Source organism: Mesorhizobium sp. B1-1-5 (assembly GCF_006443065.1).
Classification (GTDB): Bacteria; Pseudomonadota; Alphaproteobacteria; order Rhizobiales; family Rhizobiaceae; genus Mesorhizobium.
In genome coordinates this window covers 1-24,428 of the sequence record NZ_VFWS01000005.1, presented here as the reverse complement: position 1 = coordinate 24,428, position 24,428 = coordinate 1, and the positions used below count along the sequence as shown (strand labels likewise).

The window sequence follows — 24,428 nt, the reverse complement described above, 5'->3', positions numbered from 1 at the left end:
CCCTAGACCTTTTCGCCCCAAAGAATAAGGCGGCCACGTCGCCGCGGCCGCCCCTTGGGATTCCCAAACCCGCCGGTTTAATGGCCTTCGATCATGGCGCCGTTGGAGGCCCAGACATAGATCGCGCTGAACAGGAACAGCCAGACCACGTCGACGAAGTGCCAGTACCAGGCGGCCGCCTCGAAGCCGAAATGCTGCTTCGGCGTGAAGTCGCCGCGCATCGCGCGCACCAGGCAGACCAGCAGGAAGATGGTGCCGATGATGACATGGAAGCCGTGGAAGCCGGTCGCCATGAAGAAGGTGGCGCCGTAGATCGAATCCCTGAAGCCGAACGGCGCGTGCATGTACTCGTAGGCCTGCACCATGGTGAACAGCATGCCGAGGCCGACGGTCAGCACCAGGCCGTTGATCAGGCCCTTGCGGTCGCCATGCAGAAGCGCGTGGTGCGCCCAGGTCACCGTCGTGCCCGACAGAAGCAGGATGATGGTGTTGTAGAGCGGCAGGTGGAAGGGATCGAGGACTTCAAGCCCCTTCGGCGGCCACACGCCGCCGGTGAAGGCGGTGCGGGCATACTGGTTCGCCTCGCCGGGGAAGAGACTTGCGTCGAAGAAGGCCCAGAACCAGGCGACGAAGAACATCACCTCCGAGGCGATGAACATGATCATGCCGTAGCGCAGATGCAGCGACACGACGCGCGTGTGGTGACCCTCATGCGCTTCCTTGATGGTGTCGGACCACCAGGCGAACATCGTGTAGAGCACGATGATCATGCCGATGAAGAACAGCCACGGATTGGCGATGTTGTGGCCGAAGACCGGGAAGTTGCCGGCCTTCAGATACTGCATCAGGCAGACGCCGCCGATTGCGGTGACCAGCGCGCCGATCGAACCCAGGAAAGGCCACGGGCTGGGGTTGACGAGATGGTAGTCGTGTTGTGGTTTTGCGTGCGCGTCTGCCATATCAACCCCCGAGGCTTGCGTCGGAATCTGGAACTTTGTTGCTGCTGCCAGCGGCCGGCGCCGACGAGGCGACCGGCTTTTTGTTTTCGACCGGGAACATCGTGTAGGACAGGGTGATGGTCTTCAAGTCCTTGAGTTCCGGCACGTTGACGATGTCTGGATCGACATAGAACACGACCGGCATGTCCAGCGTCTCGCCGGGCTTCAGCGTCGTGTCGGTGAAGCAGAAGCACTCCACCTTGTTGAAATAGGCACCGGCCATTTCCGGCTGCACGTTGAACGAGGCGCGGCCGGTGATGGTGCGGTCGAACTTGTTGGTGGCGCTGTAATGCGCCTGCGCCGTCGCGCCGATCTTGATCGTCACCGAGCGGGCGACAGGCTCGAACTGCCATGGAATGCCGTTGGTGTTGGCATCGAAGCGGATGGTGATATCGCGGTCGAGCACGCGGCCGGCATATTGTTTTTCGGCGCGCTGCGTGGTCCCGCCATAGCCGGTGACCTGGCAGAACATCTTATAGAGCGGCACCGCCGCATAGGCCATGCCGACCATGCCGGTGAAGAAGGCGAGGCAGACGGCAGCGACGATGCCGTTGTTCACCTTGTGGGGCTTGCTGCTAGCCTCGCCGCTCATCAGCCGCCTCCCAACAGGCCGGAGCCGGTGATGCTGGCCCCGCTGTGACCGAAGCGCACGATGGTGGCGGCATAGAAGACGACGACCAGCGCTGCCAGCGCGAGACCGATGGCGATGGAGCGGTTGCGGCGCGCCTTCTGCTGGCGTTCGGTCAGCGTGACCAGTTCGAGTTTTTTGTCGGCCACGATCATGCTCCCCCCATCATGAGGACGCGCCCGACCACGCAGTCGACGAGATAGGCGGCAAAGATAGCGAAGAGATAGAGCAGCGAGTAGCCGAACAGGGCCTTGGCCGGCTTCATCGCGCGATCATCGTCGGCCATGGCAAGCACTTTCCAGGCATACCAGACGAAGCCCGCGCCGAGGGCCGCCGAGACGACGCCGTAGCCGGCCGTTGTGTAGCCGAGTGCCCAGGGCAGCACCCCAACCGGCGCCAGGATCAGCGCATAGGCAAAGATCTGCCGGCGGGTCGAGGCCTGGCCGGCGACGTTCGGCATCATCGGGATGCCGGCGCGGGCATAATCGTCGGACTTGAACAGCGCCAGCGCCCAGAAATGCGGCGGCGTCCACAGGAAGATGATCAGGAACAGGACCACGCTTTCGAGGCTGACCGAGCCGGTCACGGCAGCCCAGCCGATCACCGGCGGGATAGCGCCGGCGGCGCCACCGATGACGATGTTCTGCGGCGTCCAGCGCTTCAGCCACATGGTGTAGACGACGGCGTAGAAGAAGATGGTGAAGGCCAGAAGCGACGCCGACAACCAGTTGACCAGCACGCCGAGCGTCATCACCGACAGAACCGACAGCACGAGGCCGAAGCTCAACGCCTCGCCTGGCGTGACGCGACCGGACGGCACCGGGCGGCCGGCGGTCCTGGTCATCACCGCGTCGATGTCGGCGTCGTACCACATGTTGAGCGCGCCGGAGGCACCGGCACCGATGGCGATCGCCAGGATGGCGATCACCGCCATGAGTGGATTGATGGCGGCGGGTGCCGCGATCATGCCGACAAAGGCCGTGAAGACGACCAACGACATGACGCGCGGCTTCAACAGGGCGAAGAAATCGCCTGCTGTCGCTTCCGACATGCGAAAGCCCGCTTCCTCCATCAATCTGTCCTCGGCAAGCGCCATGCGTACTTAAAGTCCATCATTCCGTTGGCAAAGACCGCCGGACGAGCCGGCGGCCGCGTATGCGTTGTGACGCTGCCTACTTGATCTTCGGCAGCTGTTCCCACTGGTGGAACGGCGGCGGCGAAGGCAGCTGCCATTCGAGCGTGGTCGCGCCCTCGCCCCACGGGTTGGCGCCCGCGACGCGCTTCTTCTGGAAGGCCTCGAACACGCCGTAGAGGAAGATCGCGACACCGACGGCTGCGATGTAGGAGCCGTAGGACGACACCATGTTCCAGCCCGCGAACGCGTCCGGATAGTCGACGGTACGGCGCGGCATGCCGGCCAGGCCGAGGAAATGCTGCGGGAAGAAGATCAGGTTCACGCCGACGAAGGTGACCCAGAAGTGGGTGTTGGCGATAACCGGCGAGTACATGTAGCCGGTCATCTTCGGGAACCAGTAGTACCAGCCGGCGAAGATCGCGAACACCGCGCCCAGCGACAGCACATAGTGGAAGTGGGCGATGACGAAATAGGTGTCGTGCAGCGAGCGGTCGAGGCCGGCATTGGCCAGCTGAACGCCGGTGACGCCACCGATGGTGAACAGGAAGATGAAGCCCAGCGCCCACAGCATCGGCGGCTTGAAGGAGATCGAACCGCCCCACATGGTGGCGATCCAGGAGAAGATCTTCACGCCGGTCGGCACCGCGATGACCATGGTGGCGAACACGAAGTAACGCTGCGTGTCGAGCGACAGGCCGGTCGTGTACATGTGGTGCGCCCAGACGATGAAGCCGACGGCGCCGATCGCGACCATGGCGTAGGCCATGCCGAGATAACCGAAGACGGGCTTCTTCGAGAAGGTCGAGACGATATGGCTGACGATGCCGAAGCCCGGCAGGATCAGGATGTACACTTCGGGATGGCCGAAGAACCAGAACAGGTGCTGGAAGAGGATCGGGTCACCGCCCTGGTCCGGCACGAAGAAAGCGGTGCCGAAATTGCGGTCGGTGAGCAGCATGGTGATGGCGCCCGCCAGGACCGGCAGCGACAGAAGCAGCAGGAAGGCGGTGATCAGCACCGCCCAGGCAAACAGCGGCATCTTGTGCAGCGTCATGCCGGGAGCGCGCATGTTGAAGATGGTGGTGATGAAATTGATGGCGCCGAGGATCGACGACGCGCCGGCGATATGGATCGACAGGATCGCCAGATCCATCGCCGGGCCGGGCTGGCCGGATGTCGAGAGCGGCGGATAGATGGTCCAGCCGCCGCCGACGCCGAAGGCGCCCGGCGCGCTCGGCACAAACATCGAGGAGAGCAGCAGGATGAAGGCCGGCGGCAGCAGCCAGAACGAGATGTTGTTCATGCGCGGGAAGGCCATATCCGGCGCGCCGATCATGATCGGCACCATCCAGTTGGCGAAGCCGCCGATGAGCGCCGGCATGACCATGAAGAAGATCATGATCAGGCCGTGCGCGGCGCCGAAGGCGTTGTACATGCTCTTGCCGCCGTCGATGGCGGCGTCGCCCTGCATGCCGTAGACCATCTGGGCCAAGCCGCTGAAGATCTGGATGCCCGGCTCCTGCAGCTCCATGCGGATGGCGACCGAGAGCGCGCCGCCGACGATGCCGGCCATGATCGCGAAGATCAGGTAGAGCGTGCCGATGTCCTTGTGGTTGGTCGAGTAGACCCACCGGACCCAGCCATGCGGCCTGTGGTCGCCGTGATCGTGAGCTGCAGCCTCTGCCATGTTCCGCTCCGTTCCCTAAATCTTGCTAACCCGCGGCATCAGTTGCCGGCGGCCGCTACCTTGTTGGTACCATCGATCTCGGCCATCAGCGCCTTATTGGCGGCAGGCACGTCGGTCTTGGCCGTATCCAGCCAGGTCTTGAACTGCGCATCGGACACCACGCGCACGGCGATCGGCATGAAGGCATGGTCCTTGCCGCAGAGCTGCGAGCACTGGCCGTAGTAGAGGCCTTCCTTCTCCGCCTTGAACCAGGTCTCGTTGGTGCGGCCGGGGACGGCATCCATCTTGATGCCGAAGGACGGCACGGCGAAGGAGTGGATGACGTCGGTGGCGGTGATCAGCACGCGGGTCATAGTGTTGACCGGCACGACCAGCTCGTTGTCGACCGCGAGCAGACGCGGATAGCGGGCGCGGTCTTCCTTGCCGGCTTTGGCGCGGTCGCCATCCTGCAGAACCGCCGAGTTGAAGGAGAAGGTCTTGTCGACCTGGTACTCGTAATCCCAGTTCCACTGGTTGCCGGTCGCCTTGACGGTGAGCTTGGCTTCTTCCGGCGGCGTGTACTGCGCGGTGAGCAGCTGGAAGGAAGGAATGGCGATGAGCAGGAGCACGATCACCGGCCCGACCGTCCAGATCACTTCGATCAGCGTGTTGTGGCTGGTCCTGGACGGCACGGGATTGGCGCTGGCGCGGAACCTGACGATGCAGACCAGCAGAAGCACCAGCACGAGGATGGTGATCGGGACGATGAACCACATGGTGTAGTTCCCGAACCGCTCGATCTGCCGCATCATGTCGGTCGCGGGCGCCTGGAAGGTCATCTCCCATTCCCGCGGCTGGTCGGCACGAGCGGCCGCACTGGAGAAGAGCACGGCCGAAGCTGCCGTACCTGCCAAGAATTCAGCGCTTGCCAGGAATTTCCTCATCGCCCTCTCGTCTCCCATTTCCCGCGATCTGGTCGCACCAATAACGGACGCTGCCAGGATCGGGAATCCCGGGTCTGTCCCGAGGGTGGTTCAAACCATACTCTATTTCCCTCCGCAAGAAAGGAGCGGAGGAAACCGTGCGGCATTTTTGCGCGCAGGCCGAAGGCCGCGTTCGGCGCCCGCCATGCTATATGCGCGACGGTCGCAATTCGGGCGAATTTGCTTTGGAAAAGCATGCAATTGCCGGTATCGGGACGGGCCGGCGGAGGTCTCGTCCTTTACTTGGCCCCGGCGCGGCTTAAAGTGCCGTGATTCGCAATGGAGCCGTTATGACTTCCTGGCTTTCGAGAACCCTGGCGAAGGTCGTCCTTGCCGTCGCCTTGCTCGGTGTCGGCGTAGCCGTCGGCGCCGCCGCCTCGCCGAACGACGCCAAGCCGCCGAGCGGCACGGTGAAGTCGACGCATGGCGCGTGGTCGATCATCTGCGATACGCCTGCAGGTGCTACCGCAGAGCAATGCGTGATGATGCAGAACGTCGTCGCCGAGGACCGCCCTGAAATGGGGCTTTCGGTCGTGGTGCTGCGCACAGCCGACAACAAGGCCGAGATCCTGCGCGTGCTGGCGCCGCTCGGCGTGCTCCTGCCCAACGGCCTTGGCCTCAATGTCGACGGCAAGGATATCGGCCGCGCCTATTTCGTGCGCTGCTTCCAGGACGGCTGCTACGCCGAGGTGATCCTTGAAAAGCCGTTGCTCGACACGCTGAAGAGCGGCACGTCGGCCACCTTCATCGTCTTCCAGACGCCCGAAGAAGGCATCGGCATTCCCGTCGATCTCAAGGGCTTTGCAGACGGCTTCGCCGCCCTACCTTGATCTTCTTACCCATGCACCGCGACCATTTCCGACGCTGAGGTCGGATGGCGAATGCGGATTTGGCGGCAGGAAGGCTCCATGCGCACGTCATTGTCCGCTTTCATCGCTGGGCTGGCGCTGGTCGGTGCGGTTTCGGTCGCCCGGGCAGAGGATGCCGAAATCCTCCAGAGGCCCGACCCGGCGGCGATCCTCGATATCGCCAAGGGCTTCGGATCCGCCAGGATGGGCAAGGACGACAATGGCGATCCGATGATTTCGGGGCGGATCGACGGCGTTAAATACCTGATCTATTTCTACGGCTGCGAAGACCACGAGAACTGCAAGTCGCTGCAATTCGCGACCGGATACGCCGACCCGCTTACCGCTGACCAAGCCAACGCCTGGAACGCAAAATACCGGTGGGTGAAGGCTTATTCGGGCGACGGCTCGAATTTCAGGATGGATGTCAGCTTTGCCGGCGGCATCACCAGGGCCAATCTCGAGGAGCAGTTTTCCAATTGGAACGCGATGGCCGGCAACATCAAGGACTTCGTCAGCGGCAAGTGATGGCGGCGCAATCGTCCGCTTGACCCAGTTGGCGATTGTGCGACGGCAGCTTCGCGCCTACATGCCGAGGAACGATTTGTTTCCATGAATGGATTTGCCATGAACAGCCTGATCGGCCAATTCGACATTTCCGACGATCGCGTCAAGGAGATCGTCACCGAGACCATCAAGGGCGCCGACGACGGCGAGCTGTTCCTCGAATACAGCGAGAGCGAAGCGCTGATGTTCGACAATGGCCGGCTGAAGACGGCCAATTTCAACACCGACCAGGGGTTCGGCCTGCGTGCCGTGGCCGGCGAGGCCAGCGGCTATGCGCATTCCAGCGATCTCTCCGAAGCCTCGCTGCTGCGCGCGGCGGACGCCGTCTCGGCTGTCAAGGGCGGCTATTCCGGCACATTGGCCGGAGCGCCCGCCCGCACCAACCGCCATCTCTATGGCGACGAGAACCCTATCCCCTCGCCTTCCTTCGAGGCCAAGGCCAAGCTGTTGCAGGAGATCGACGGCTGGCTGCGCGCGAAGGATCCGCGCGTGCGCCAGGTGACGGCGTCGCTTGCCGCCTCGTGGCAGCATGTCGAGATCGTGCGCGGCGACGGCCAGATCGTGCGCGACATCCGCCCGCTGGTCCGCATCAACGTCTCGGTCGTTGTCGGCAGCGGCGACCGGCAGGAGAGCGGCTCCTACGGCATGGGTGGCCGCAAGAGCTTTGGCGAGTTCGTCGGAGAGGAAAGCTGGAAGCATGCGGCTAGTGAGGCGCTGAGACAGGCGCTGGTCAATCTGGAGGCCGTCCCTGCGCCGGCGGGCACGTTCGACATCGTGCTGTCCAGCGGCTGGCCGGGCGTGATGCTGCACGAGGCGGTCGGGCACGGGCTCGAAGGCGACTTCAACCGCAAGAAGACATCGGCCTTCGCCGGCCTGATGGGTCAACAGGTGGCGGCGAAGGGTGTCACCGTGGTCGATGACGGCACCATCCCCGAGCGGCGCGGCTCGCTGACCGTCGACGACGAAGGGACGCCCTCGGCGCGCAACGTGCTGATCGAGGACGGCAAACTCGTCGGCTATATGCAGGACCGCCAGAACGCCCGGCTGATGGGCATGAAGGCGACCGGCAACGGCCGCCGCGAGGGCTATGCGCACCAGCCGATGCCGCGCATGACCAACACCTACATGACCTCGGGCGACGTGGAGCCGGAAGAGATCATCGCCTCCGTCAAGAACGGCATCTATGCCGTTTCCTTCGGCGGCGGCCAGGTCGACATCACGTCGGGCAAGTTCGTGTTCGGCTGCACCGAAGCCTACATGATCGAGAACGGCAAGGTGACGCAGCCGATCAAGGGCGCGATGCTGATCGGCAACGGGCCGGACGCCATGCACCGCGTCAGCATGATCGGCAACGACATGAAGCTCGACAGCGGCATCGGCATGTGCGGCAAGGCCGGACAGGGCGTGCCCGTCGGCGTCGGCCAGCCGCATCTGCGGATGAACCAGATGACGGTGGGCGGCACCAGGGTTTGAAGTCTAACCGATACCTTCGTCTTACACAGGTAAGGTGCCATGACCACCTCTGAAAAGCTGACGACCACCGTCTCGACCAAGGGGCAAGTGATCCTGCCCAGCGCCATCCGGAAACGGAGAGAGTGGGGCCCGGGAACGAGGCTCGAGGTTGAGGAAACGGCTGAGGGAGTGCTTTTGAAGCTGGCGCCTGTGTTCGCGGCGACGCAGCCGAACGATGTCTTTGGCTCCCTGCCATCTCCTGGCGCGCCGAGGACACTGGAAGAAATGGACGCCGGCGTCCTCGCCGAAGCACGGCGGCGCCATGCTCGAGATTGATGCCAACATTATCGTTCGCTGCCTGACGAACGAACATCCCGAGCAGTCTCCGCGCGCCAGGCGGTTGATTCCGGCTTGAATGCATCCTCCACCTTGAAGTGAACACAATCGTGTTAGGACATTATTAATTGTTTAATTGGCGGGGCGGGCGTTTGCGCATTAGCTTCTCCACAGTCTTCTCGTTGCGGTGGTGTGGCAATGCAGCGTTCCCCTGGCGTCCTGACTTCTTCTTTCCTCATTAGTCTCGTTTCGCTGGTTGGCGCATCATCGCTGCAAGTTGGCCCTGCAGCGGCGCAGTCGTCGCTGTTCAAGCTAGCGGCTGCGAGCTCCGCCGCAGTCGGCGGCAGCACCAGCGTCCCATATGGCTGGCTCGATTTCTGTCATCGCCGGCCGAAGGAATGCAAAGTGCCTGCCCTGCCCGCCACAAGCGTCAGGCTGACCGCGCAGAACATGAGCATCCTCAAGCGGGTAAACCAGAAGGCGAACCGTTCCATCAAGCCCGTCAGCAACTACGACCACTGGGGCACGACGATGGACCACTGGGACTATCCGACGGACGGCAAGGGCGACTGCAAGATCTACGCGCTCTACAAGCGCAAGCTGCTCCTGGAAGCGGGCTTCCCCCGGCAGGCGCTGCTGATGACGGTGGTGCGCGATCTCCACAATGAGGGCCACACCATTCTGACGGTGAAAACCGACAAGGGCGATCTCGTGCTGGACAATCTGGTCGACGAGATCCGCCCCTGGAACGCCACCGGCTATTATTTCCTGAAACGCCAATCGCAGCAGAACCCGAACACCTGGGTGTCGATCAACCAGCGCGGCGGCACAGCGAAACGACTGTCTCCGAGCTCGTAAGGGCCAGAGCGTTTCACGGAAACGGCGAGCCGCTCCATCTCCTTGGGATGCAATTCCGCACGGAAGGCTATGGCGAAGTCGCCGAGCCCGAACCTTTCACCTTTTCCCGCAATCGCTTCCGGCGTGATCAGAGTAGTCTGGTCTGCTTTGACGGACTGATCCGTCACATTCTCTACCTCGCAAATTCATAGGCCGGAAAATCCGACCCATGAACGAGCGTTGCCGCCCGCGGCCAGGCAAGCCTTGCTGGCCTACTGCTTGCAGGGCGGCTCGCCAGGATGCCCGCAGGTCGGCTTCTTGTTTCCCTGCGGCGGCTGCTCCCTGGGCTGCTGCGGCAGGCGCCGTTCCTGTATCTGAGGCTGGGGCCGTAGCTGCTGCTGCAAGCGTCTTTCTTGCATCTGAGGCTCAGGCCTCAACTGCTGCGGGCGTCTCTCTTGCATCTGAGGCCTTGGCTGCGCCTGGAACTCCGGCCTTTGCGGCCTGAGCACCTGCACGTTCGGTCTTTCCTGCTTGAAGTTGCGCTGGACGTTGGTGCCTGCGCCGGCGGAACCCTCTTCGCCGTTCGGCAGCCTGCGGAACTTCCTGTTTGCATTGGCCGAACCCTGATTCTGGCCGGAGAACACACTCGGATTGTTTCTCCTGAGCCGCTCCTGCACGCTCGCCCGGTTGTCGGCCGGCGCGCCGTTGACGGTCGGCAGCTTGCGGAACTTCTTACCTCTATCGCCTCCGTTGACCGAGCCTTGATCGCTCGGGGCGACAACTGTCGGGCCTGCCGACAGCTCCTTGCGTGTCAGCTTCCTCGGTCTGCCTTCGTTCTGGCCGGACAACGCATTCGGGTTGATCTTCCCCAACCTCTGCTGGGCGTTCTGCCCGTCCTCGCCCGGCGCGCCGTTTACGGTCGGCAGCTTGCGGAACTTGCCCCTCTTGCCCTGATCGTCGACGACTCCGTTCTGCTGGCCGTTGCCGGTAACGGGGGCGCCGGCATTCCCGGTAGCCTGCTGGTTGCCAGTCACAGTGCCTTGCTTGCCCAGCACCTTCCTGTTGGGCGCATTCTGACCGTTGAGCACCGGCTTGCCGTTGACGAGCGGCAGCGCTTTGCCGTCAGCTCCCCGCAAGGCGTGATCGGTCGGGAGCTTGCCCGTCGTCTTCGCCTGCGGCGTCACACCCGGCTGCTGGCCCTGCGTGACAGCCTGGCCCGGCTTCAGCGGCTGGCCCCCCTGGTTCTGCTTGAACAGCGCTGCCCTTTTCTGCAGCAACGGCGGCAGCGCCACCTTGGCTGCCAGGGAGGCCGCGCCCGCACCAGCCGCCGTCTTCCGGCCGGTGGTGAGGCCGCTCGGTGCATTGGCGCTCGGCTGTCCGGCCTGATTGGCCGGCTCGTTGTTGATCGTCGTGTTGTTGATGACGGTCCTGTTGTGAATGTTGTTGAAGATGATGTCGTTCGGCGGCGGCACGATGTCACGCGGCGGCCTGACCCAGACCGGCACGGGGACGAAGACCGGCGTCGGCAGGACGTAAACATCGACCGGCGGCGGGGGCGGCGGCAGCACGACGAAATCCGGCGGCGGCGGCGGCAGGAATACCACGTCGATCGGCGGCGGCGGCTCGAAATCGAAATCGGGATCGTCGAAATAGAGCACCGGCCTGTCGACATAGATGATTTCCTCCGGCGGCGGCGGCGGCACGTCGTAGACGATGACGGTGAAGCTCGTCGGTGGCTCGAGCTCGGCGTCGAAATGCTCCAGGCGGCGGCGCGCGTCCCAGGCATGCAGCCCGTGCGGATAGCGCTCGAAGTAGGACCAATACGCCTCCGGCGTATCCCGCAGCCACGTTTCGCGCCAGGTGATCGCCTCGCGCCGCGCCGCGATGATGGCCCGCACACGCTTGGCCATAGGATCGTGCGGATAGGCGACGAGGAATTCCTCGTAGCCGCGCATGGTATCGCGGTCGAGTGCCGCGACATAAGCGTCATGCGCATTGAAGTCGCGGATCGGCCTGGTTCGGTTGGCCCGTTCTTCGGCCTCCGAAACCTTCGGCGGCGGCGCGTCCGGAGCGCGTTCGAAGAAGACGAAGGGCGCGCTGATCTTCGAGGCGTCCCACGGAACTTCGGCGCCTTGCGTCACCTCGTTGACGCGTAGCCGCGTGCGGTCGAAAACATCGTCAAGCGATATGCCGCCTTCGCGCATCATCTCGGCGAGCGCCTGAGCATAGGCGCCGTATGGGCCCTTGCCTTCCGGCGCAACCGTTCCGGGCGCCGCGTTGAATGCAATCAGCATGTTGGGGTCGGGGTCGACCAGCGCGAGACCGCTGGCCAGCGGCTGGCTCATTTTCGGAAGAGCATTCGGCCGTGCCGCGTCGAGGACGACGATATTGACCTTCGCCGGCAGTCCCGCCAGAGACCTGGTGATATCGGAGAGCCGCATGGCCTGCAGCGGCACGTCGGCCGGATTGGCGATCTGGGCGTCGACCGGCAAGAAATAGTTTTCGCCTTCGAACTGCACGCCGCGGCCGGCGAGGTATACGAAAACGGTCGCGTCCGGACCGGCGGCGGAAACCTTTCCAAGGAAATCGCGCAGCGCGCCACGCAACGATTCCTGGTCGACATCGCGTGCGCCGACCACATCGAATCCTGCTGCCTGCAGGGTCTGCGCGATCAGACCAGCGTCATTCGCGGAGGTGACCAGCGCATCCGACGGATAGGCGGCGTTGCCGATGACGAATGCGAGACGTTTCTGCTGTTGGGCGAGCGCGCCCGTCGTGGACGCGACGGCGAACGCGATAAGAACGACGACAAGGCCGATGACTTTCCGAAGCGAGCGCATTGCAATCCGCCATCCTTGTCCACCATTCGTCCAACGCGATAACGCCGGAGGGGCAGGAATGTTTCCCTAACTGCAGAATTAAGACCCTGCAAAAAGGCGGCTTTAGGGCGCAATTTCGTCGAAAGAACAGAGGCTTCACAATCTTCACGCGAGCCCGGCCGCGAGCTACCGCCGCCGCTTCGGCTTCTCCAAAAGCGCGACGGCCTCGACATGCGGCGACCACAGGAACTGGTCGATCGGCGTGACGCTCTTCAGCGTATAGCCGCCGTCGATCAGGATGCGCAGGTCCCGTGCCAGCGTCACCGGATTGCAGGACACCGCGGCGACCAGCGGCACGTCGGAACGGGCGATCTGCTTCGACTGGTCCTCGGCGCCGGCGCGCGGCGGATCGAAGACCAATCCGTCGAAGGCGTTCAACTCCTTGAAGGTCAGCGGCCGGCGAAAGAGGTCGCGGCGTTCGCTGGTCACGCGCTTCAGGCCGCTGGCAAAGCGGAAGGCGCGGTCGAGCGCGGCAAGCGCCGGCGCATCGCCCTCGACGGCATGGACCTCGGATTGCGCGCCGAGCCTGAGCGCGAAGCTGCCGCAGCCGGCGAACAGGTCCACGACCTTCCTGGCGCGCGACAGATGCTGGCCGACAAGGTCCGCCATCGCCTGCTCGGCGGCCTCCGTGGCCTGCAGGAAGGCGCCGGGCGGCACGGCGACCGCGACCGGTCCGAACTGCACGACCGGCTTCTTCGGCTCGACCACGATCTCGCCGTCGACGGAAAGCCGCGCCAGGCCTTCGGCCATGACGAAATTCGACGCGATACGGCGCTGGTGGTCGCCAAGCTTGCCGGCATCGTGCACGGCAATGTCGAGGCCCGAAGCCGTGACTGTCACCGTCATATGAAACGCCTTCGGGGTGGCGCAGACCAAGCCGGCCAGGGCACGCAATTTGTCGAGCGCCGAGACGATCGCCGGCAGCGAGATCGGGCATTCCTCGATCGGGATGATCTCGGAAGACAGCGCGCGCACGAAGCCGAGCAGCATGCCGGCGTCCGTGCGTCTGGCGCTGAAGGTGACGCGGCGGCGGGTGTGCGGCGCGCAAGGCACCAGCGCAGCGATCTCGCAGGCGATGCCCTTGGCCTTCAGCGCGTGCACAACCCTCTCGCGCTTCCATTGTTGGTAGGCTGTGGCCTCGTAATGCTGCAGCGCGCAGCCGCCGCATTCGGTGAAATGGCGGCAGGCCGGATCGATCCTGAGCGGCGAGGCTTCCAATACCGACATCAGCGCGGCGCGGTCCTTCTGGCGCGCGGCCGTGACCGTTTCGCCGGGCAGCGTGAACGGGATGAAGACCTCCCCGCCGTCGGCATTGGCGATACCGTCGCCCTGCGAGCCGAGCCTTGCAATGGTGAAGCGTGTGCTCATCGCCCGTCCTTCATGGCGGCGAGCAGGAACTCGCGGTTGCCGTCGCCGCCTTCGATCGGCGACGGCTGGAGTCCCAGCACGCGCCAGCGGGGAACACCCGCCAGCCAGTCGCGCAGGTTCCCGGCAATCCGCTCGGCATCGCCCGGGTCCTTGAGCAGGCCGCCCTTGCCGATGGCCTCGCGGCCCGCCTCGAATTGCGGCTTGACCAGCACAACTGCCTTGGCGCCCTCGCCCGCCAATTCCAGCGCCGGCGGCAGCGCAAGCTTCAGCGAGATGAAGCTGACGTCGCAGACAAGGAAACCGGGAACGCGGCCGCCGAGATCGGCTGCGGTCAGGTCGCGCGCGTTCAGTCCTTCGATCACTGTGACACGCGGGTCGCCGGCAATGTCGGGATGCATCTGGCCGTGACCGACATCGATCGCCGTGACATGGGCCGCGCCGCGCTCGAGCAGCACCTGGGTAAAACCGCCGGTCGAGGCGCCGATGTCGAGCGCCTCGCTGCCGGAAGGATCAAGGCCGAAATGGTCGAGGCCGGCGATCAGCTTCAACGCGGCGCGCGACACATAGGCCTGCGCCGGATCGTCGATGGCAACCAGGCAGTCCGGCGCGACGGGCTGGCCGGGCTTGCGGGCGACGGCGCCGTCAACCGTCACCGTACCGCGCTCGATCGCGTCGCGGGCGCGCGAGCGGCTGGCAAACAGACCGCGCCCGACGAGCAGTTCGTCGAGCCGCTGGCGCCGGCTGGCTGGCAAAGGGGAACTCATCGGCCTTCATTGACGAAAGCCGGGCACGAACGCAATGGTTGAATACGGCGCAAGAGGCTGCAGAATGCCGACAGGAAAGGGCGGTTCGCCAGCCGGTGGAGGTGGCAATGCTGAAGGGGGCCTGTCATTGCGGCGCAGTTCATTGGACGCTGGAAGGCGATCCCGGTGGAATCACCGCATGCAATTGCACGCTTTGCCGCCGCTACGGAGCGCTCTGGGCCTATGACTATGTCGATGAGCGCATCCGCGTCGCCGGACCGGTGAAATCCTACACACGCGCCGAGCTGGCGGAGCCCGCGCTGGAAATCCTGTTCTGTCCGACCTGCGCCTGCGTGGTCGCATGGCGCGGCCTGCGTTCCGGCAAGAGCGGCCGCACGCGCATCGCCGTCAATGTCAGGCTGGCGCCGCCCGAGGAGGTCGCCGACCTGCCGATCGACCATTTCGACGGCCTGGATAGTTTCGACGACCTGCCGCGCGACGGCCGCTGCGTGCGCGATATGTGGTTCTAAAAAATGGTGCGCGAAACCTGGCGCTCGATGGCGGGCATCAAGCCGTCATTGCCCGAGGCTTCCTTGCGCGGCGGCTCAACCGGAGTGGCCGCGATGGGCGTAGCATCCGGCAGCACGACGAGTTGAGGAACCTGCTTATAGGAAAAGCCGCCGCGGATGTTGCCCATCTTGCCGGCAACGATATCCAGCACCGCCTTTTCAAGATTGCGGTCGTAACGCGTTTCGGCTGCGACCGGCACCGTCACGGCCGCAAAAAGGGCCACTCCGCACAGAAGCGTCTTCATTTTTGGTCGTCTCCCTGCCTGGCTCGAGCTTCTAGCAGGGCGCCGTTGAAAATCGGCCAAGAGACAGGGTAAGCGAACCGCCAAACGGGAGCGTTAACAGATACTTACATCTGGCACCCGGCAAACCGATTCACCGCTTGAAGCCCTGATTCAGGCGCGCTGCGCCTGCACGCCGCGACCGAGCGCGGCGAAGACCGTGCGCACGATGCCTGCCGAATCCAGCCCGGCATCGGCATACATCTTCTCCGGCTTGGCATGGTCGCTGAACACGTCCGGCAGCACCAGCGGCCGCACCTTGAGGCCGCTTTCCAGCAGGCCTTCATGGGCGAGGAAATGCAGCACCTGGCTGGCGAAGCCGCCGATGGCGCCCTCTTCCACGGTCACCAGCACCTCATGCGAACGGGCGAGCCGCCGGATCAGATCCTCGTCCAGCGGCTTGGCGAAGCGGGCGTCGGCAACGGTCGTGGAAAGGCCCGCAGCGCCCAGTTCCTCGGCCGCCAACAAACAATCCTGCAGCCGCGTGCCGAAGGACAGCAGCGCGACCTTGGTCCCTTCCTTGAGGATGCGGCCCCTACCGATCTCGATCAGCGACCCGCGTTCCGGCATGTCGACGCCGACACCATTGCCGCGCGGATAGCGGAAGGCGATCGGGCCGTCATCATAGGCAGCCGCGGTGCGCACCATATGGCGAAGCTCCGCCTCGTCTGCCGCGGCCATGACGACGAAGCCCGGCAGCGTGGTCAGGAAGGTCGTATCGAAAGCGCCGCAGTGAGTGGCGCCGTCGGCGCCGACGAAGCCGGCGCGGTCTATCGGAAAACGCACCGGCAGTTTCTGGATCGCCACGTCATGGACGACCTGGTCGTAGGCGCGTTGCAGGAAGGTCGAATAGATGGCGGCAAAAGGCTTGTAGCCTTCGGTGGCCAGCCCCGCGGCGAAGGTCACCGCATGCTGCTCGGCAATGCCGACATCGAAGGTTCGCCTCGGAAACACCTCGCCGAAGAGATCGAGACCGGTGCCGCTCGGCATGGCGGCGGTGATCGCGACGATGCGGTCGTCCTCGCGCGCTTCCTGGATCAGGCTCTCGGCGAAGACCTTGGTGTAGGCGGGCGCGTTGGCCGGCGCCTTGGCCTGCGCACCTGTGATGACGTCGAACTTGTTGACGCCGTGATATTTGTCGGCTGCGGCCTCCGCCGGCGCGTAGCCCTTGCCCTTCTGAGTCACGACATGGATCAGCACCGGGCCTTTGCCGTTGTCGCGGACGTTCTTCAGCACCGGGATTAGGTGTTCGAGATTGTGCCCGTCGATCGGACCGATGTGATAGAAACCGAGCTCCTCGAACAAGGTGCCACCGGTGACGTAACCACGCGCATGCTCGACCGCACGGGTGATGGCGCGATCGGCGCGCTTGCCTAGATAAGATGTCAGTTTCTTGCCGAAATCGCGCAAGCCCAGATAGGCCTTGCCGGAAGCGAGCCTGGCCAAATAGGCGCTCATGGCGCCGGTCGGCGGCGCGATCGACATGTCGTTGTCGTTGAGGATGACAATCAGCCGGGCGTCGAGCGCGCCGGCATTGTTCAGCGCCTCGAAAGCCATGCCGGCCGACATCGAGCCGTCGCCGATGACGGAAATGACATTGTTGCGGCCGCCCGACAAGTCGCGGGCCATGGCCATGCCGAGGCCGGCCGAAATCGAGGTCGAGGAATGCGCGGCACCGAACGGGTCGTATTCGCTCTCGGCGCGCCGGGTGAAACCGGAGAGGCCGCCTTCCTGGCGCAGCGTGCGGATGCGGTCGCGGCGGCCGGTCAGGATCTTGTGAGGATAGGCCTGGTGGCCGACGTCCCAGATCAGCCGATCCTGCGGCGTGTTGAAAACGTAGTGCAGCGCGACAGTCAGCTCGACAACGCCGAGGCCGGCGCCGAGATGGCCGCCGGTCTGCGACACGGTATCGATCAGCTCGGCGCGGAGTTCCGCGGCAAGCTGCGGCAGCGCGCTCTCATCAAGCGTCCGCAAATCCGCCGGAATGCGGACCTTGTCGAGCAGCGGCGTGTCTGGCTTCACTCGGGGCGCGTCCTGCCTTATCGATCGAACACGGCGCTACCAGCAGATTGCGCCATAATCATGCGCGGGAATAGTCCGCCGACGGGCGAATGTAAATGCGCGCCAGTGACGCGTGCTACGCTGCAAGGTGTATTGAGATTCAGGTCAGGCCGCGCCGAAAATGATGGATTCCGAGAACCGGAGCGGAGCGTACTCAAAGTACGTGAGCACCGGAAGCGCAGGAAACCGGCATTTGCAGGCCGGCCTCACCTGAATATCAACACACCTTAGTTCTCGGGCAGCGGAATGAACTCCTCCTCATCGCCGGGAACGATATCGAAGCGGCCCGTCTTCCATTCCTGCTTGGCCTGCTCGATGCGTTCCTTGGAGGACGAGACGAAATTCCACCAGATGTAGCGTTTGGAGCCCAGCGACGCGCCGCCGAACAGCATGAAATGCGCACCGCGCTCGGAGGAAACGACGATCTCCTCGCCCGGCTTGAACACCAGAAGCCGCTCGGCCGGGAAAATATCGCCGGCGATCGAGACGTCGCCTTCCAGCGTGTAGATGGCGCGCTCCTCGGCATCGGCCGGAATCTTCACGCTGGCACCGGCGGCCAGCCTGAGATCGGCGTAGAGCGTGTCCGATGCGGTCGCCACGGGCGAGCGAAGGCCTGAGAACGCGCCGATGACGACGCGGCCGCTGACACCCTCGGCATCGATCTGCGGCAAGCAGGCCACCGACGTGTTCGCGAACACCGGAGCAATCTCCTCCTTGCCGTCGGGCAGCGCCAGCCAGGTCTGCAAGCCCGAGACCGACATCGGCGCGCCGCGCAATTCCTGCGGCGTGCGCTCGGAATGAACGATGCCGCGCCCGGCTGTCATCAGATTCACGTCGCCCGGCGCGATCACCATTTCGGTGCCGAGCGAATCCCGATGCCTGATCCTGCCGTCGAACAGGTAAGTGACGGTGGACAGGCCGATATGCGGATGCGGGCGCACGTCGAGCGCATGGCCGGCGCGCAGGATCGCAGGGCCCATGCGGTCGAAGAAGATGAACGGCCCGACCAGCCGGCGCTTCGCCGTCGGCAAGGCGCGGCGCACCTCGAAGCCGCCGATGTCCTTGGCGTTCGGAACGACCATCAGCTCGATCTGGTCGCAGGCGAAGGCATCGCCGGGTTCAGGGTCGTTTCCCGGAAAGAAACTCATGTCGGATCCTCAGGCGAAACGCAGCGCCGACCTGGCCTTCGCCTTGGCAGCTTCTTCCTCGCGGTTGCGCGGTTCCTGGTTGGTTTCGAGCGAATCGATCAATTCGCGCGCGACAGCCGCGATCGCCTCGACGGCATGGTAGAAGGCATGCTCGTTGCGCTTGGACGGCTTGGTCGAGCCGCTAAGCTTGCGCACGAACTGAAGTGCGGCGTCATGCACTTCGTCATTGGTCGCCGGCGGCTCGAAATTGGCCAAGGTCTTGATGTTGCGGCACATGGCTTGAACTCCTTACCTGCTTTCTCTGCCCTTACCCGGTCTGAGATCATCCACTGAGGTGTTGAGATTCAGGTCAGGCCGAGCCGAAAATGGTGGTTTCCGAGAACCGGAGCGGAGCGTACTTGAAGTACGTGAGCACCGGAAGCGCAGGAAGTTGCCATTTGCAGGCCGGCCTCACCTGAATATCAACACCTCAGTCGGCGTCCAGCGGTTCAGTTCCCACCGGCTTGCCGTCGCGCGAAAGCCTGATCTTTTCGACCTTGTCCTCGGCCGCTTTCAGCAGCCGGTCGCAATGCGCCTTCAGCGCTTCGCCGCGTTCATAGATCTTGATCGACTGGTCGAGCGGAACGTCGCCGCGCTCCAGATCATCGACGATCTTCTCCAGCGCGTCGAGCGCCTGTTCGAAGCTCATCGCCTTGACGTCCTCATTGCCTTCCAATGCCATACCCTATCCCTTCATCAGCCGCCCGACATGGGCGGCGACTGAAAATGCCAGTCCCTGCAGATCGTAGCCGCCTTCCAACAGGCTGACGAGCCTGTTGGCGCTATGGCGCCCGGCGCGCTCCATCAACTGGCCTGTCGCCCAATCGAAATCGTCCTCGGTCAGGTTGATCTCGGCCAGCGGATCGCGGTGGTGCGCGTCGAAGCCGGCGGAAATGATGATCAGGTCCGGCGCGAACGCATCGATGGACGGCAGCACGCGCGACAGGAATGCGTCGCGGAACAGGTCGCTGCCGGTCTGCGGCGAAAGCGGCGCGTTGACGATGTTGCCGGCGCCGGTCTCGCCCTTCGCGCCGGTGCCTGGGTAAAGCGGCATCTGGTGCGTCGAGCAATAGAGCACCGACGGGTCGTCCCAGAAAATGTCCTGCGTGCCGTTGCCGTGATGGACGTCCCAGTCGACGATGGCGACGCGCTCGGCCTGATGCTTGTTCTGGGCGTAGCGGGCGGCGATCGCCGCCGTGTTGAACAGACAAAAACCCATCGCCGTGGTCTTCTCGGCATGATGTCCAGGCGGACGCGCGGCGACGAAGACGTTTGCCGCACGACCCTCGAAGACGTCGTCCACCGCCGCATTGGCACCGCCGATCGCGGTGATCACGGCCTGCCAGCTTTTCGGGCTGGCGCTGGTATCGGCGTCGATCGACACGATCCCGCTGTCAGGGATCGCCGCGCGCACGCGCTCGACGAAATCCTCGGGGTGCGCATAGAGGATCGTTTTCTCGTCGCCTTCCGGCGCCTTGACGCGGTCGAGCGCCGCAAAAGCCTCGTCGTCCAGCACGCGCTCGATGGCGCGCAGGCGGTCGGGCCGCTCGGGGTGACCGGGCGGGGTGAGGTGTTCCAGGAAGATCGGATGCGTGTAGAGACGGGTGGCCATGGCGCCTAATCTAGGGACCTGGCGGCCGAATGACCATGTTTGGCAGGCCGAATGGCTGGGGAAAATCGCGTCTTGCCGTGTCGCTAACGCCATTGGCGCGGCCCGAACTTCGCTGTAAGGTCGCGTCGCTGCCTGGTGCCCGCGACGCGGGAGAATCGGGAACACGGTTGAACTCCGTGGCGTGCCCAACACTGTAAGGGGGACCGCGCCGGCAAACGCCACTGTCGAAGACGGGAAGGCGCCGGATGCGGGACGATCCCGAGCCAGAAGACCGGCCCGGCAGACATGGTTTTCCGCTTGGTCAGGCGGGGGACTGCTTGTCGCAAGGGGAAAAGCGATGACGGCAGCAGCGATCGCCGCGAGCGGCGACGACTTTGACCAATTGGCGCGCGACGCGGTCTACCGGGCGATGTTCACCAGGCGCGACGTGCGCAGCCATTTTGTCCCCGACGATCTCGACGACAGCGTGCTGGCCCGGCTCATCACCGCCGCCCATCACGCCCCGTCGGTCGGCTATATGCAGCCGTGGAATTTCATCGTCATCCGCGATGCCGAGCGACGCAGACAAGTGCGCGACCTGTTCCTCGCGGCGCGCGAGCAGGAATTGCCGGCGATCGAGGCGGAACGGCAGGCGCTCTACCGCAAGCTGAAGCTCGAAGGCATCTGCGAAAGCGCGCTCAATCTGTGCATCACCTGCGACCGGCAGCGCTCGAAGGACTCGCCGCTCGGGCGCTGGCACAATCCGGAGATGGACCTCTACAGCACCGTCTGCGCAGTGCAGAATTTCTGGCTGGCGGCGCGGGCCGAGGGCGTCGGCGTCGGCTGGGTGAGCATCATCGAGACCGAAGCGCTGAAGCGGCTTCTCGCGATCCCCGAGCATGTCACGCCGATCGCCTATCTCTGCGTCGGCCGCGTCTCGGCCTTCGCGCCGAAGCCGGACCTCGAGGCGCATGGCTGGGGCAAGCGCCTGCCGCTGCCCGAACTGATCATGAGCGAGACGTTTCGCGGCGCCGGCGAGACGCCGCTCAAATCGGCGATCGCAAAGCTCGGCAGCGCATCAAAGCCATGATCAGGCGGCCCTTGGCGTATCCCAGCGCGAGCCACCGCCGAGAGAGCCCAGCGCCTTGTCGCGCAGTTCCCTGAATTTGGACGAGGTCTCGGCGAGCCGCCGATCCCATTCGGGATTGGGCACCTGGCCTTCGATGGCTTCGAAATAGACCTGCATCAGCGAGGCGATGGCAAAAGGCTCGATGAAGGATGCCTTGAAGGCCCAGGCAAAGACGATGGCGAGCACGAAAGCCCAGCCGGCAAGCTGGCCCGGCATGACCCACAGAATGGCGGCTGCGGGCGCCAGCATCAACAGGAAGATGACGAAGGACACGCCCCACATGATCGCCGCCAGCCAGACGGCGTTCTTGACCATGTGCTTGCCGTTTTGCGCGTAGAGCACGACGCCTTGCCGCGCCGTCTCGAAAGGCGAGCTCGAATTGATGCGGATGTTGTAGCCGAGGATGATCTCGTCGACATAGGTCAGCGACAGGCGGATCACCGTGTTGATGAAGCTGACGATGCCGCTCAGGCCCGGAATGGGCAGGAAGGCGGCGATGCCGCCGATCAGGCCGGTGATGGCTCGGATGGCGCCCTTGACCAGCTGGTCGACGACGAAAAGGATATTCGCCTCGGCAAAACGCTGGGTGACCACTTCCTTGGCGTAGGCGATCTGGCCCTGGCCGTCGGGAATGTCATGGCCGTCGATCAGATGCACCATGACGGCGATATGGCCCGCTTTCAACACATAGAGGATGTATTCGCGGATCCAGTAGACGGCGATCGAGACGACGCCGAAGCCGACCACGCCGCCCCAAAGCGCGAAGGACACCGGCCCGTCGGGATCGGTCGAGATGTGACCGACGCCGTAGCCGACGCTGGCGCCCGTGCCGGTCGCCATGATGTAGGCGACCGTGATGCCGAAATAGACGATCATGCGAAAGACGATGAACGGCCATGTCCGCATCATGATCGACACAGATCTGGCGATGCTGAAGTCCCACATGCCCCGAGTCCCCCTCATCCTGCGCATGACCCCGAAAATCGGAATCGATTTTCGGAAAAGGATCATGCGCCGAATTAAAGTTTTACAGCGTTCCTTTGCGCGTTCAAAGAACGCGCGGCGCTGTAATAGATGGCGAAGGAGCATGCGCTTGCCCCGGCGATTGTCAATCGCGGCAGGGTTGCGCCGGCCCGAAACCGGTGCACAAGCCGGTGGCTTGGTTACCCGAGCGTGCCGTCAAGGCTTCTTTCGCAAGCCTTCGAGCAACTGCTTGAAGGCAGCGATCGCCTTTTTCGAGGTTGCCTCGGGGTCCGTCGAATTGGCGATGCGCTGCGCGGCCTGGCTGCTGGCGCCATTGATCAGCCGTGAGGTCGTCTCGGGATCAAGCTCCGGAACGACCTCGCCCTCTTCCTGCAGCCTGGTCAGATGGTTGGTCATCGAGGCGGTGCAGGCGCTGGCATTCGGCCACTGCGCCGGGTCGCCGAGCACCGCCGGGCCGTCGCGGAACATGATGCGCTGGATTTCCGGCTCCAGCGCCATCTCGATATAGGTGGTGCATTCGTCGACGAAATGCTGCCAGCGGGTCGGCGCTTTCGAAGCCACCTCGTTCACCCGCACAGCCATTTCGCCGTCGATCTCGGCGATCACCGCCTGCAGCAGTCCCTTCTTGTCGCCGAAATGATGGTAGAGCGCGCCGCGCGTGAGGCCGGCCGACGCGGTGAAATCGTCCATCGAGGCCTCGGCATAGCCTATCGTGCCGAAAGCATGGCGAGCGGCTGCGATCAGCTTGGCGCGCGTCTCGGCGATCATCTCCTTGCGCGGTCTGTGCATGGTTCTGGCCCTATTCACATACGCCTCGTATGCCAATTGACATACGTGGCGTATGAACTATCTCACAGTCATACGCAGCGTATGTAATTTTAGTGTGCACCGTTGTCGAGGAGCAGGATCATGCGAAACCCTTATTCGGACATCTTTCGGGCTCCCGGCACGAAAGGCTTCGCCGCGGCGGCTTTCATCGCGCGCTTGCCGATCGCCATGGCGCCGATCGGCATCGTGGCGATGCTGTCGCAGACGCATGGCGAATATTGGCTGGCCGGCGCCGTCTCGGCGATCTATGCGCTGGTCAACGCTTTCCTGTCGCCGCAAGTGTCGCGGCTGGTGGACCGGCGCGGCCAGACGGCGATCGCAGCACCCATGACGCTCGTCTCGGTGCTTTCCTTCGCGACATTGATCGTCGCGGCCAACCAGCACTGGCCGGTCTGGACGTTGTTCGGGTCGGCGCTGCTTGCCGCCGCCATGCCCAGCATCCCGGCGCTGGTCAGGGCGCGCTGGACCGAGATCTTCCGCGACCGGCCGGAGCTCAACACGGCGTTTGCCTTCGAATCGGCGGCGGACGAGTTGGTCTATGTCGCTGGCGCCTCGCTGTCGGTGGGCTTGAGCGCGGCGTTCTTCCCGGAAGCCGGCATGGTCGTCAGCACGTTGCTGCTTGCGCTCGGCTCGGCGGCATTCCTGCTGCAGCGCTCGTCCGAGCCGCCCGTCCGCCCGGCCGAACATGGCGCGGCCGGGTCGGCGATCCGCCTGCGGCCGGTGCAGATCATCACCTTCGCGCTGATCTTCGTCGGCGCGACCTTCGCCACGACGGAAGTGACGACGGTGGCGATCACCAAAGAGCTCGGCCAACCTGAGGCGGCGAGCCTCGTCATCGGCGTCTATGCGCTGGGATCCTTCATGCTCGGCATCATCGTCGGCGCGCTCAGCCTTAAGGCGCCGCTGCAGCGGCAACTGGCGGTCGCGGTCACCGCGATCGCGCTCACCACCTTGCCACTGCTCTTCGCCGACACCGTGCCGACGCTGGCGCTCGCCGTCTTTGTCAGCGGCGTCGCGATCTCGCCGACCTTCATCACCGCCTTCGGCCTGATCGAACGCCACGTGCCGGCGGCGATGCTGACCGAAGGCGTTACCTGGGTGACGACCGGCATCGGCATCGGCATGGCGCTGGGCTCCTTTGCCGCCGGCTGGATGGTCGACAATTTCGGTCCGCAGAACGGGTTCTGGGTTTCGGTCGCGGCAGGCGCCATCGCGCTGGCCACCGTGCTCGCCGGTCAATGTCGGCTGGCGACGGGTGATTGCGATGTGGACAGGGGCGAGGCGGTGGTTCCGGCGGAGTGACGGTTATTCGGCTACGGTCAGCGCAGACGTTGGTAGTTGGCCGGAGCCTCCGCGAC

Annotated in this window: 25 protein-coding genes and 1 riboswitch; of the genes, 8 read left to right on the top strand and 17 right to left on the bottom strand. The window is 64.2% G+C overall.

The features are described 5' to 3' along the window. Nucleotides 1-77: 77 nt before the first annotated feature. The 6 genes from FJ980_RS03355 to coxB form a co-directional block, all read right to left on the bottom strand. On the bottom strand, nucleotides 78-959 hold the full coding sequence (locus tag FJ980_RS03355; protein ID WP_140541533.1) for a cytochrome c oxidase subunit 3: 882 nt from the start codon (nucleotides 957-959) through the stop codon (nucleotides 78-80). Between the two features lies 1 nt (nucleotide 960). Next, nucleotides 961-1,590 carry a cytochrome c oxidase assembly protein gene (locus FJ980_RS03350; protein ID WP_140541532.1) on the bottom strand — a complete coding sequence of 210 codons (630 nt, stop codon included), beginning with the start codon at nucleotides 1,588-1,590 and terminating at the stop codon, nucleotides 961-963. Then, complete coding sequence (locus FJ980_RS03345; protein WP_140541531.1) at nucleotides 1,590-1,781, bottom strand: hypothetical protein; 192 nt, start codon at nucleotides 1,779-1,781, stop codon at nucleotides 1,590-1,592. Before FJ980_RS03345 ends, FJ980_RS03350 begins: the two co-directional genes overlap by 1 nt. Further along, complete coding sequence (locus FJ980_RS03340) at nucleotides 1,778-2,722, bottom strand: heme o synthase (protein WP_140541530.1); 945 nt, start codon at nucleotides 2,720-2,722, stop codon at nucleotides 1,778-1,780. The genes FJ980_RS03345 and FJ980_RS03340 overlap by 4 nt, the downstream gene beginning before the upstream one ends. Nucleotides 2,723-2,798: 76 nt before the next feature. Continuing rightward, complete coding sequence (gene ctaD, locus FJ980_RS03335) at nucleotides 2,799-4,448, bottom strand: cytochrome c oxidase subunit I (RefSeq protein ID WP_140541529.1); 1,650 nt, start codon at nucleotides 4,446-4,448, stop codon at nucleotides 2,799-2,801. A gap of 38 nt (nucleotides 4,449-4,486) precedes the next feature. Continuing rightward, nucleotides 4,487-5,371 (bottom strand): cytochrome c oxidase subunit II, encoded by an 885-nt coding sequence (gene coxB, locus FJ980_RS03330; protein ID WP_181181087.1) that lies wholly within the window; start codon nucleotides 5,369-5,371, stop codon nucleotides 4,487-4,489. A 329-nt stretch (nucleotides 5,372-5,700) separates the two neighbouring features. Between coxB and FJ980_RS03325 the strand changes: the two genes are divergently transcribed. The 5 genes from FJ980_RS03325 (at nucleotide 5,701) to FJ980_RS03300 (ending at nucleotide 9,471) form a co-directional block, all read left to right on the top strand. After that, entirely contained in the window at nucleotides 5,701-6,240 is a 540-nt protein-coding gene (locus FJ980_RS03325) for an invasion associated locus B family protein (protein ID WP_140541527.1), read from the top strand. Between the two features lie 78 nt (nucleotides 6,241-6,318). Continuing rightward, nucleotides 6,319-6,786 (top strand): YbjN domain-containing protein, encoded by a 468-nt coding sequence (locus tag FJ980_RS03320; RefSeq protein WP_181181086.1) that lies wholly within the window; start codon nucleotides 6,319-6,321, stop codon nucleotides 6,784-6,786. 99 nt (nucleotides 6,787-6,885) lie between these two features. Further along, nucleotides 6,886-8,298, top strand: coding sequence for a metalloprotease TldD (gene tldD / locus FJ980_RS03315; RefSeq protein WP_140541525.1), 1,413 nt, complete (start codon nucleotides 6,886-6,888; stop codon nucleotides 8,296-8,298). A 39-nt stretch (nucleotides 8,299-8,337) separates the two neighbouring features. Then, on the top strand, nucleotides 8,338-8,613 hold the full coding sequence (locus FJ980_RS03310; protein WP_140541524.1) for an AbrB/MazE/SpoVT family DNA-binding domain-containing protein: 276 nt from the start codon (nucleotides 8,338-8,340) through the stop codon (nucleotides 8,611-8,613). A 198-nt stretch (nucleotides 8,614-8,811) separates the two neighbouring features. Next, nucleotides 8,812-9,471, top strand: a complete 660-nt coding sequence (locus FJ980_RS03300; protein ID WP_181181085.1) for a transglutaminase-like cysteine peptidase — start codon at nucleotides 8,812-8,814, stop codon at nucleotides 9,469-9,471. Between the two features lie 251 nt (nucleotides 9,472-9,722). On the opposite strand, the gene FJ980_RS03295 is transcribed toward FJ980_RS03300, so the two are convergent. The 3 genes from FJ980_RS03295 to FJ980_RS03285 all read right to left on the bottom strand — a co-directional run bounded on the left by FJ980_RS03295 (nucleotide 9,723) and on the right by FJ980_RS03285 (nucleotide 14,461). Further along, nucleotides 9,723-12,290, bottom strand: coding sequence for a caspase domain-containing protein (locus FJ980_RS03295; RefSeq protein WP_140541523.1), 2,568 nt, complete (start codon nucleotides 12,288-12,290; stop codon nucleotides 9,723-9,725). A gap of 165 nt (nucleotides 12,291-12,455) precedes the next feature. Beyond that, nucleotides 12,456-13,697, bottom strand: a complete 1,242-nt coding sequence (locus tag FJ980_RS03290; RefSeq protein WP_140541522.1) for a class I SAM-dependent RNA methyltransferase — start codon at nucleotides 13,695-13,697, stop codon at nucleotides 12,456-12,458. Beyond that, entirely contained in the window at nucleotides 13,694-14,461 is a 768-nt protein-coding gene (locus FJ980_RS03285; RefSeq protein WP_140541521.1) for a TlyA family RNA methyltransferase, read from the bottom strand. Before FJ980_RS03285 ends, FJ980_RS03290 begins: the two co-directional genes overlap by 4 nt. A gap of 107 nt (nucleotides 14,462-14,568) precedes the next feature. Here FJ980_RS03285 and FJ980_RS03280 point away from each other — a divergent pair, with 107 nt between their 5' ends. Next, a complete protein-coding gene (locus FJ980_RS03280; RefSeq protein ID WP_140541520.1) occupies nucleotides 14,569-14,970 on the top strand; it encodes a GFA family protein in 402 nt (133 codons plus the stop codon). On the opposite strand, the gene FJ980_RS03275 is transcribed toward FJ980_RS03280, so the two are convergent. The 6 genes from FJ980_RS03275 to FJ980_RS03250 all read right to left on the bottom strand — a co-directional run bounded on the left by FJ980_RS03275 (nucleotide 14,967) and on the right by FJ980_RS03250 (nucleotide 20,150). Next, nucleotides 14,967-15,254, bottom strand: coding sequence for a hypothetical protein (locus FJ980_RS03275; RefSeq protein WP_140541519.1), 288 nt, complete (start codon nucleotides 15,252-15,254; stop codon nucleotides 14,967-14,969). The two genes, FJ980_RS03280 and FJ980_RS03275, sit on opposite strands and share 4 nt — an antisense overlap. A 150-nt stretch (nucleotides 15,255-15,404) precedes the next feature. Next, entirely contained in the window at nucleotides 15,405-17,312 is a 1,908-nt protein-coding gene (dxs, locus tag FJ980_RS03270) for a 1-deoxy-D-xylulose-5-phosphate synthase (RefSeq protein WP_140541518.1), read from the bottom strand. A 266-nt stretch (nucleotides 17,313-17,578) separates the two neighbouring features. Next, nucleotides 17,579-18,499 carry a pirin family protein gene (locus tag FJ980_RS03265; RefSeq protein ID WP_140541517.1) on the bottom strand — a complete coding sequence of 307 codons (921 nt, stop codon included), beginning with the start codon at nucleotides 18,497-18,499 and terminating at the stop codon, nucleotides 17,579-17,581. Nucleotides 18,500-18,508: 9 nt separating this feature from the next. Further along, on the bottom strand, nucleotides 18,509-18,775 hold the full coding sequence (locus tag FJ980_RS03260; RefSeq protein WP_095766753.1) for a DUF2277 domain-containing protein: 267 nt from the start codon (nucleotides 18,773-18,775) through the stop codon (nucleotides 18,509-18,511). A 193-nt stretch (nucleotides 18,776-18,968) separates the two neighbouring features. Further along, a complete protein-coding gene (locus tag FJ980_RS03255) occupies nucleotides 18,969-19,220 on the bottom strand; it encodes an exodeoxyribonuclease VII small subunit (protein WP_095766752.1) in 252 nt (83 codons plus the stop codon). A gap of 3 nt (nucleotides 19,221-19,223) precedes the next feature. After that, entirely contained in the window at nucleotides 19,224-20,150 is a 927-nt protein-coding gene (locus tag FJ980_RS03250) for a histone deacetylase family protein (protein ID WP_140541516.1), read from the bottom strand. A gap of 116 nt (nucleotides 20,151-20,266) precedes the next feature. Then, nucleotides 20,267-20,445: riboswitch (cobalamin riboswitch) on the top strand. A 42-nt stretch (nucleotides 20,446-20,487) separates the two neighbouring features. Here FJ980_RS03250 and bluB point away from each other — a divergent pair. Further along, nucleotides 20,488-21,219 (top strand): 5,6-dimethylbenzimidazole synthase, encoded by a 732-nt coding sequence (bluB, locus tag FJ980_RS03245; protein ID WP_140541515.1) that lies wholly within the window; start codon nucleotides 20,488-20,490, stop codon nucleotides 21,217-21,219. Here the strand turns inward: bluB and FJ980_RS03240 are convergent, their stop codons facing one another. Both FJ980_RS03240 and FJ980_RS03235 read right to left on the bottom strand, forming a co-directional pair. Next, nucleotides 21,220-22,203 (bottom strand): hypothetical protein, encoded by a 984-nt coding sequence (locus tag FJ980_RS03240; RefSeq protein ID WP_140541514.1) that lies wholly within the window; start codon nucleotides 22,201-22,203, stop codon nucleotides 21,220-21,222. Between the two features lie 234 nt (nucleotides 22,204-22,437). After that, nucleotides 22,438-23,031 (bottom strand): TetR/AcrR family transcriptional regulator, encoded by a 594-nt coding sequence (locus FJ980_RS03235; protein ID WP_140541513.1) that lies wholly within the window; start codon nucleotides 23,029-23,031, stop codon nucleotides 22,438-22,440. Between the two features lie 120 nt (nucleotides 23,032-23,151). Here FJ980_RS03235 and FJ980_RS03230 point away from each other — a divergent pair, with 120 nt between their 5' ends. Next, entirely contained in the window at nucleotides 23,152-24,372 is a 1,221-nt protein-coding gene (locus tag FJ980_RS03230; RefSeq protein WP_140541512.1) for an MFS transporter, read from the top strand. The last annotated feature ends 56 nt before the right edge of the window (nucleotides 24,373-24,428 follow it).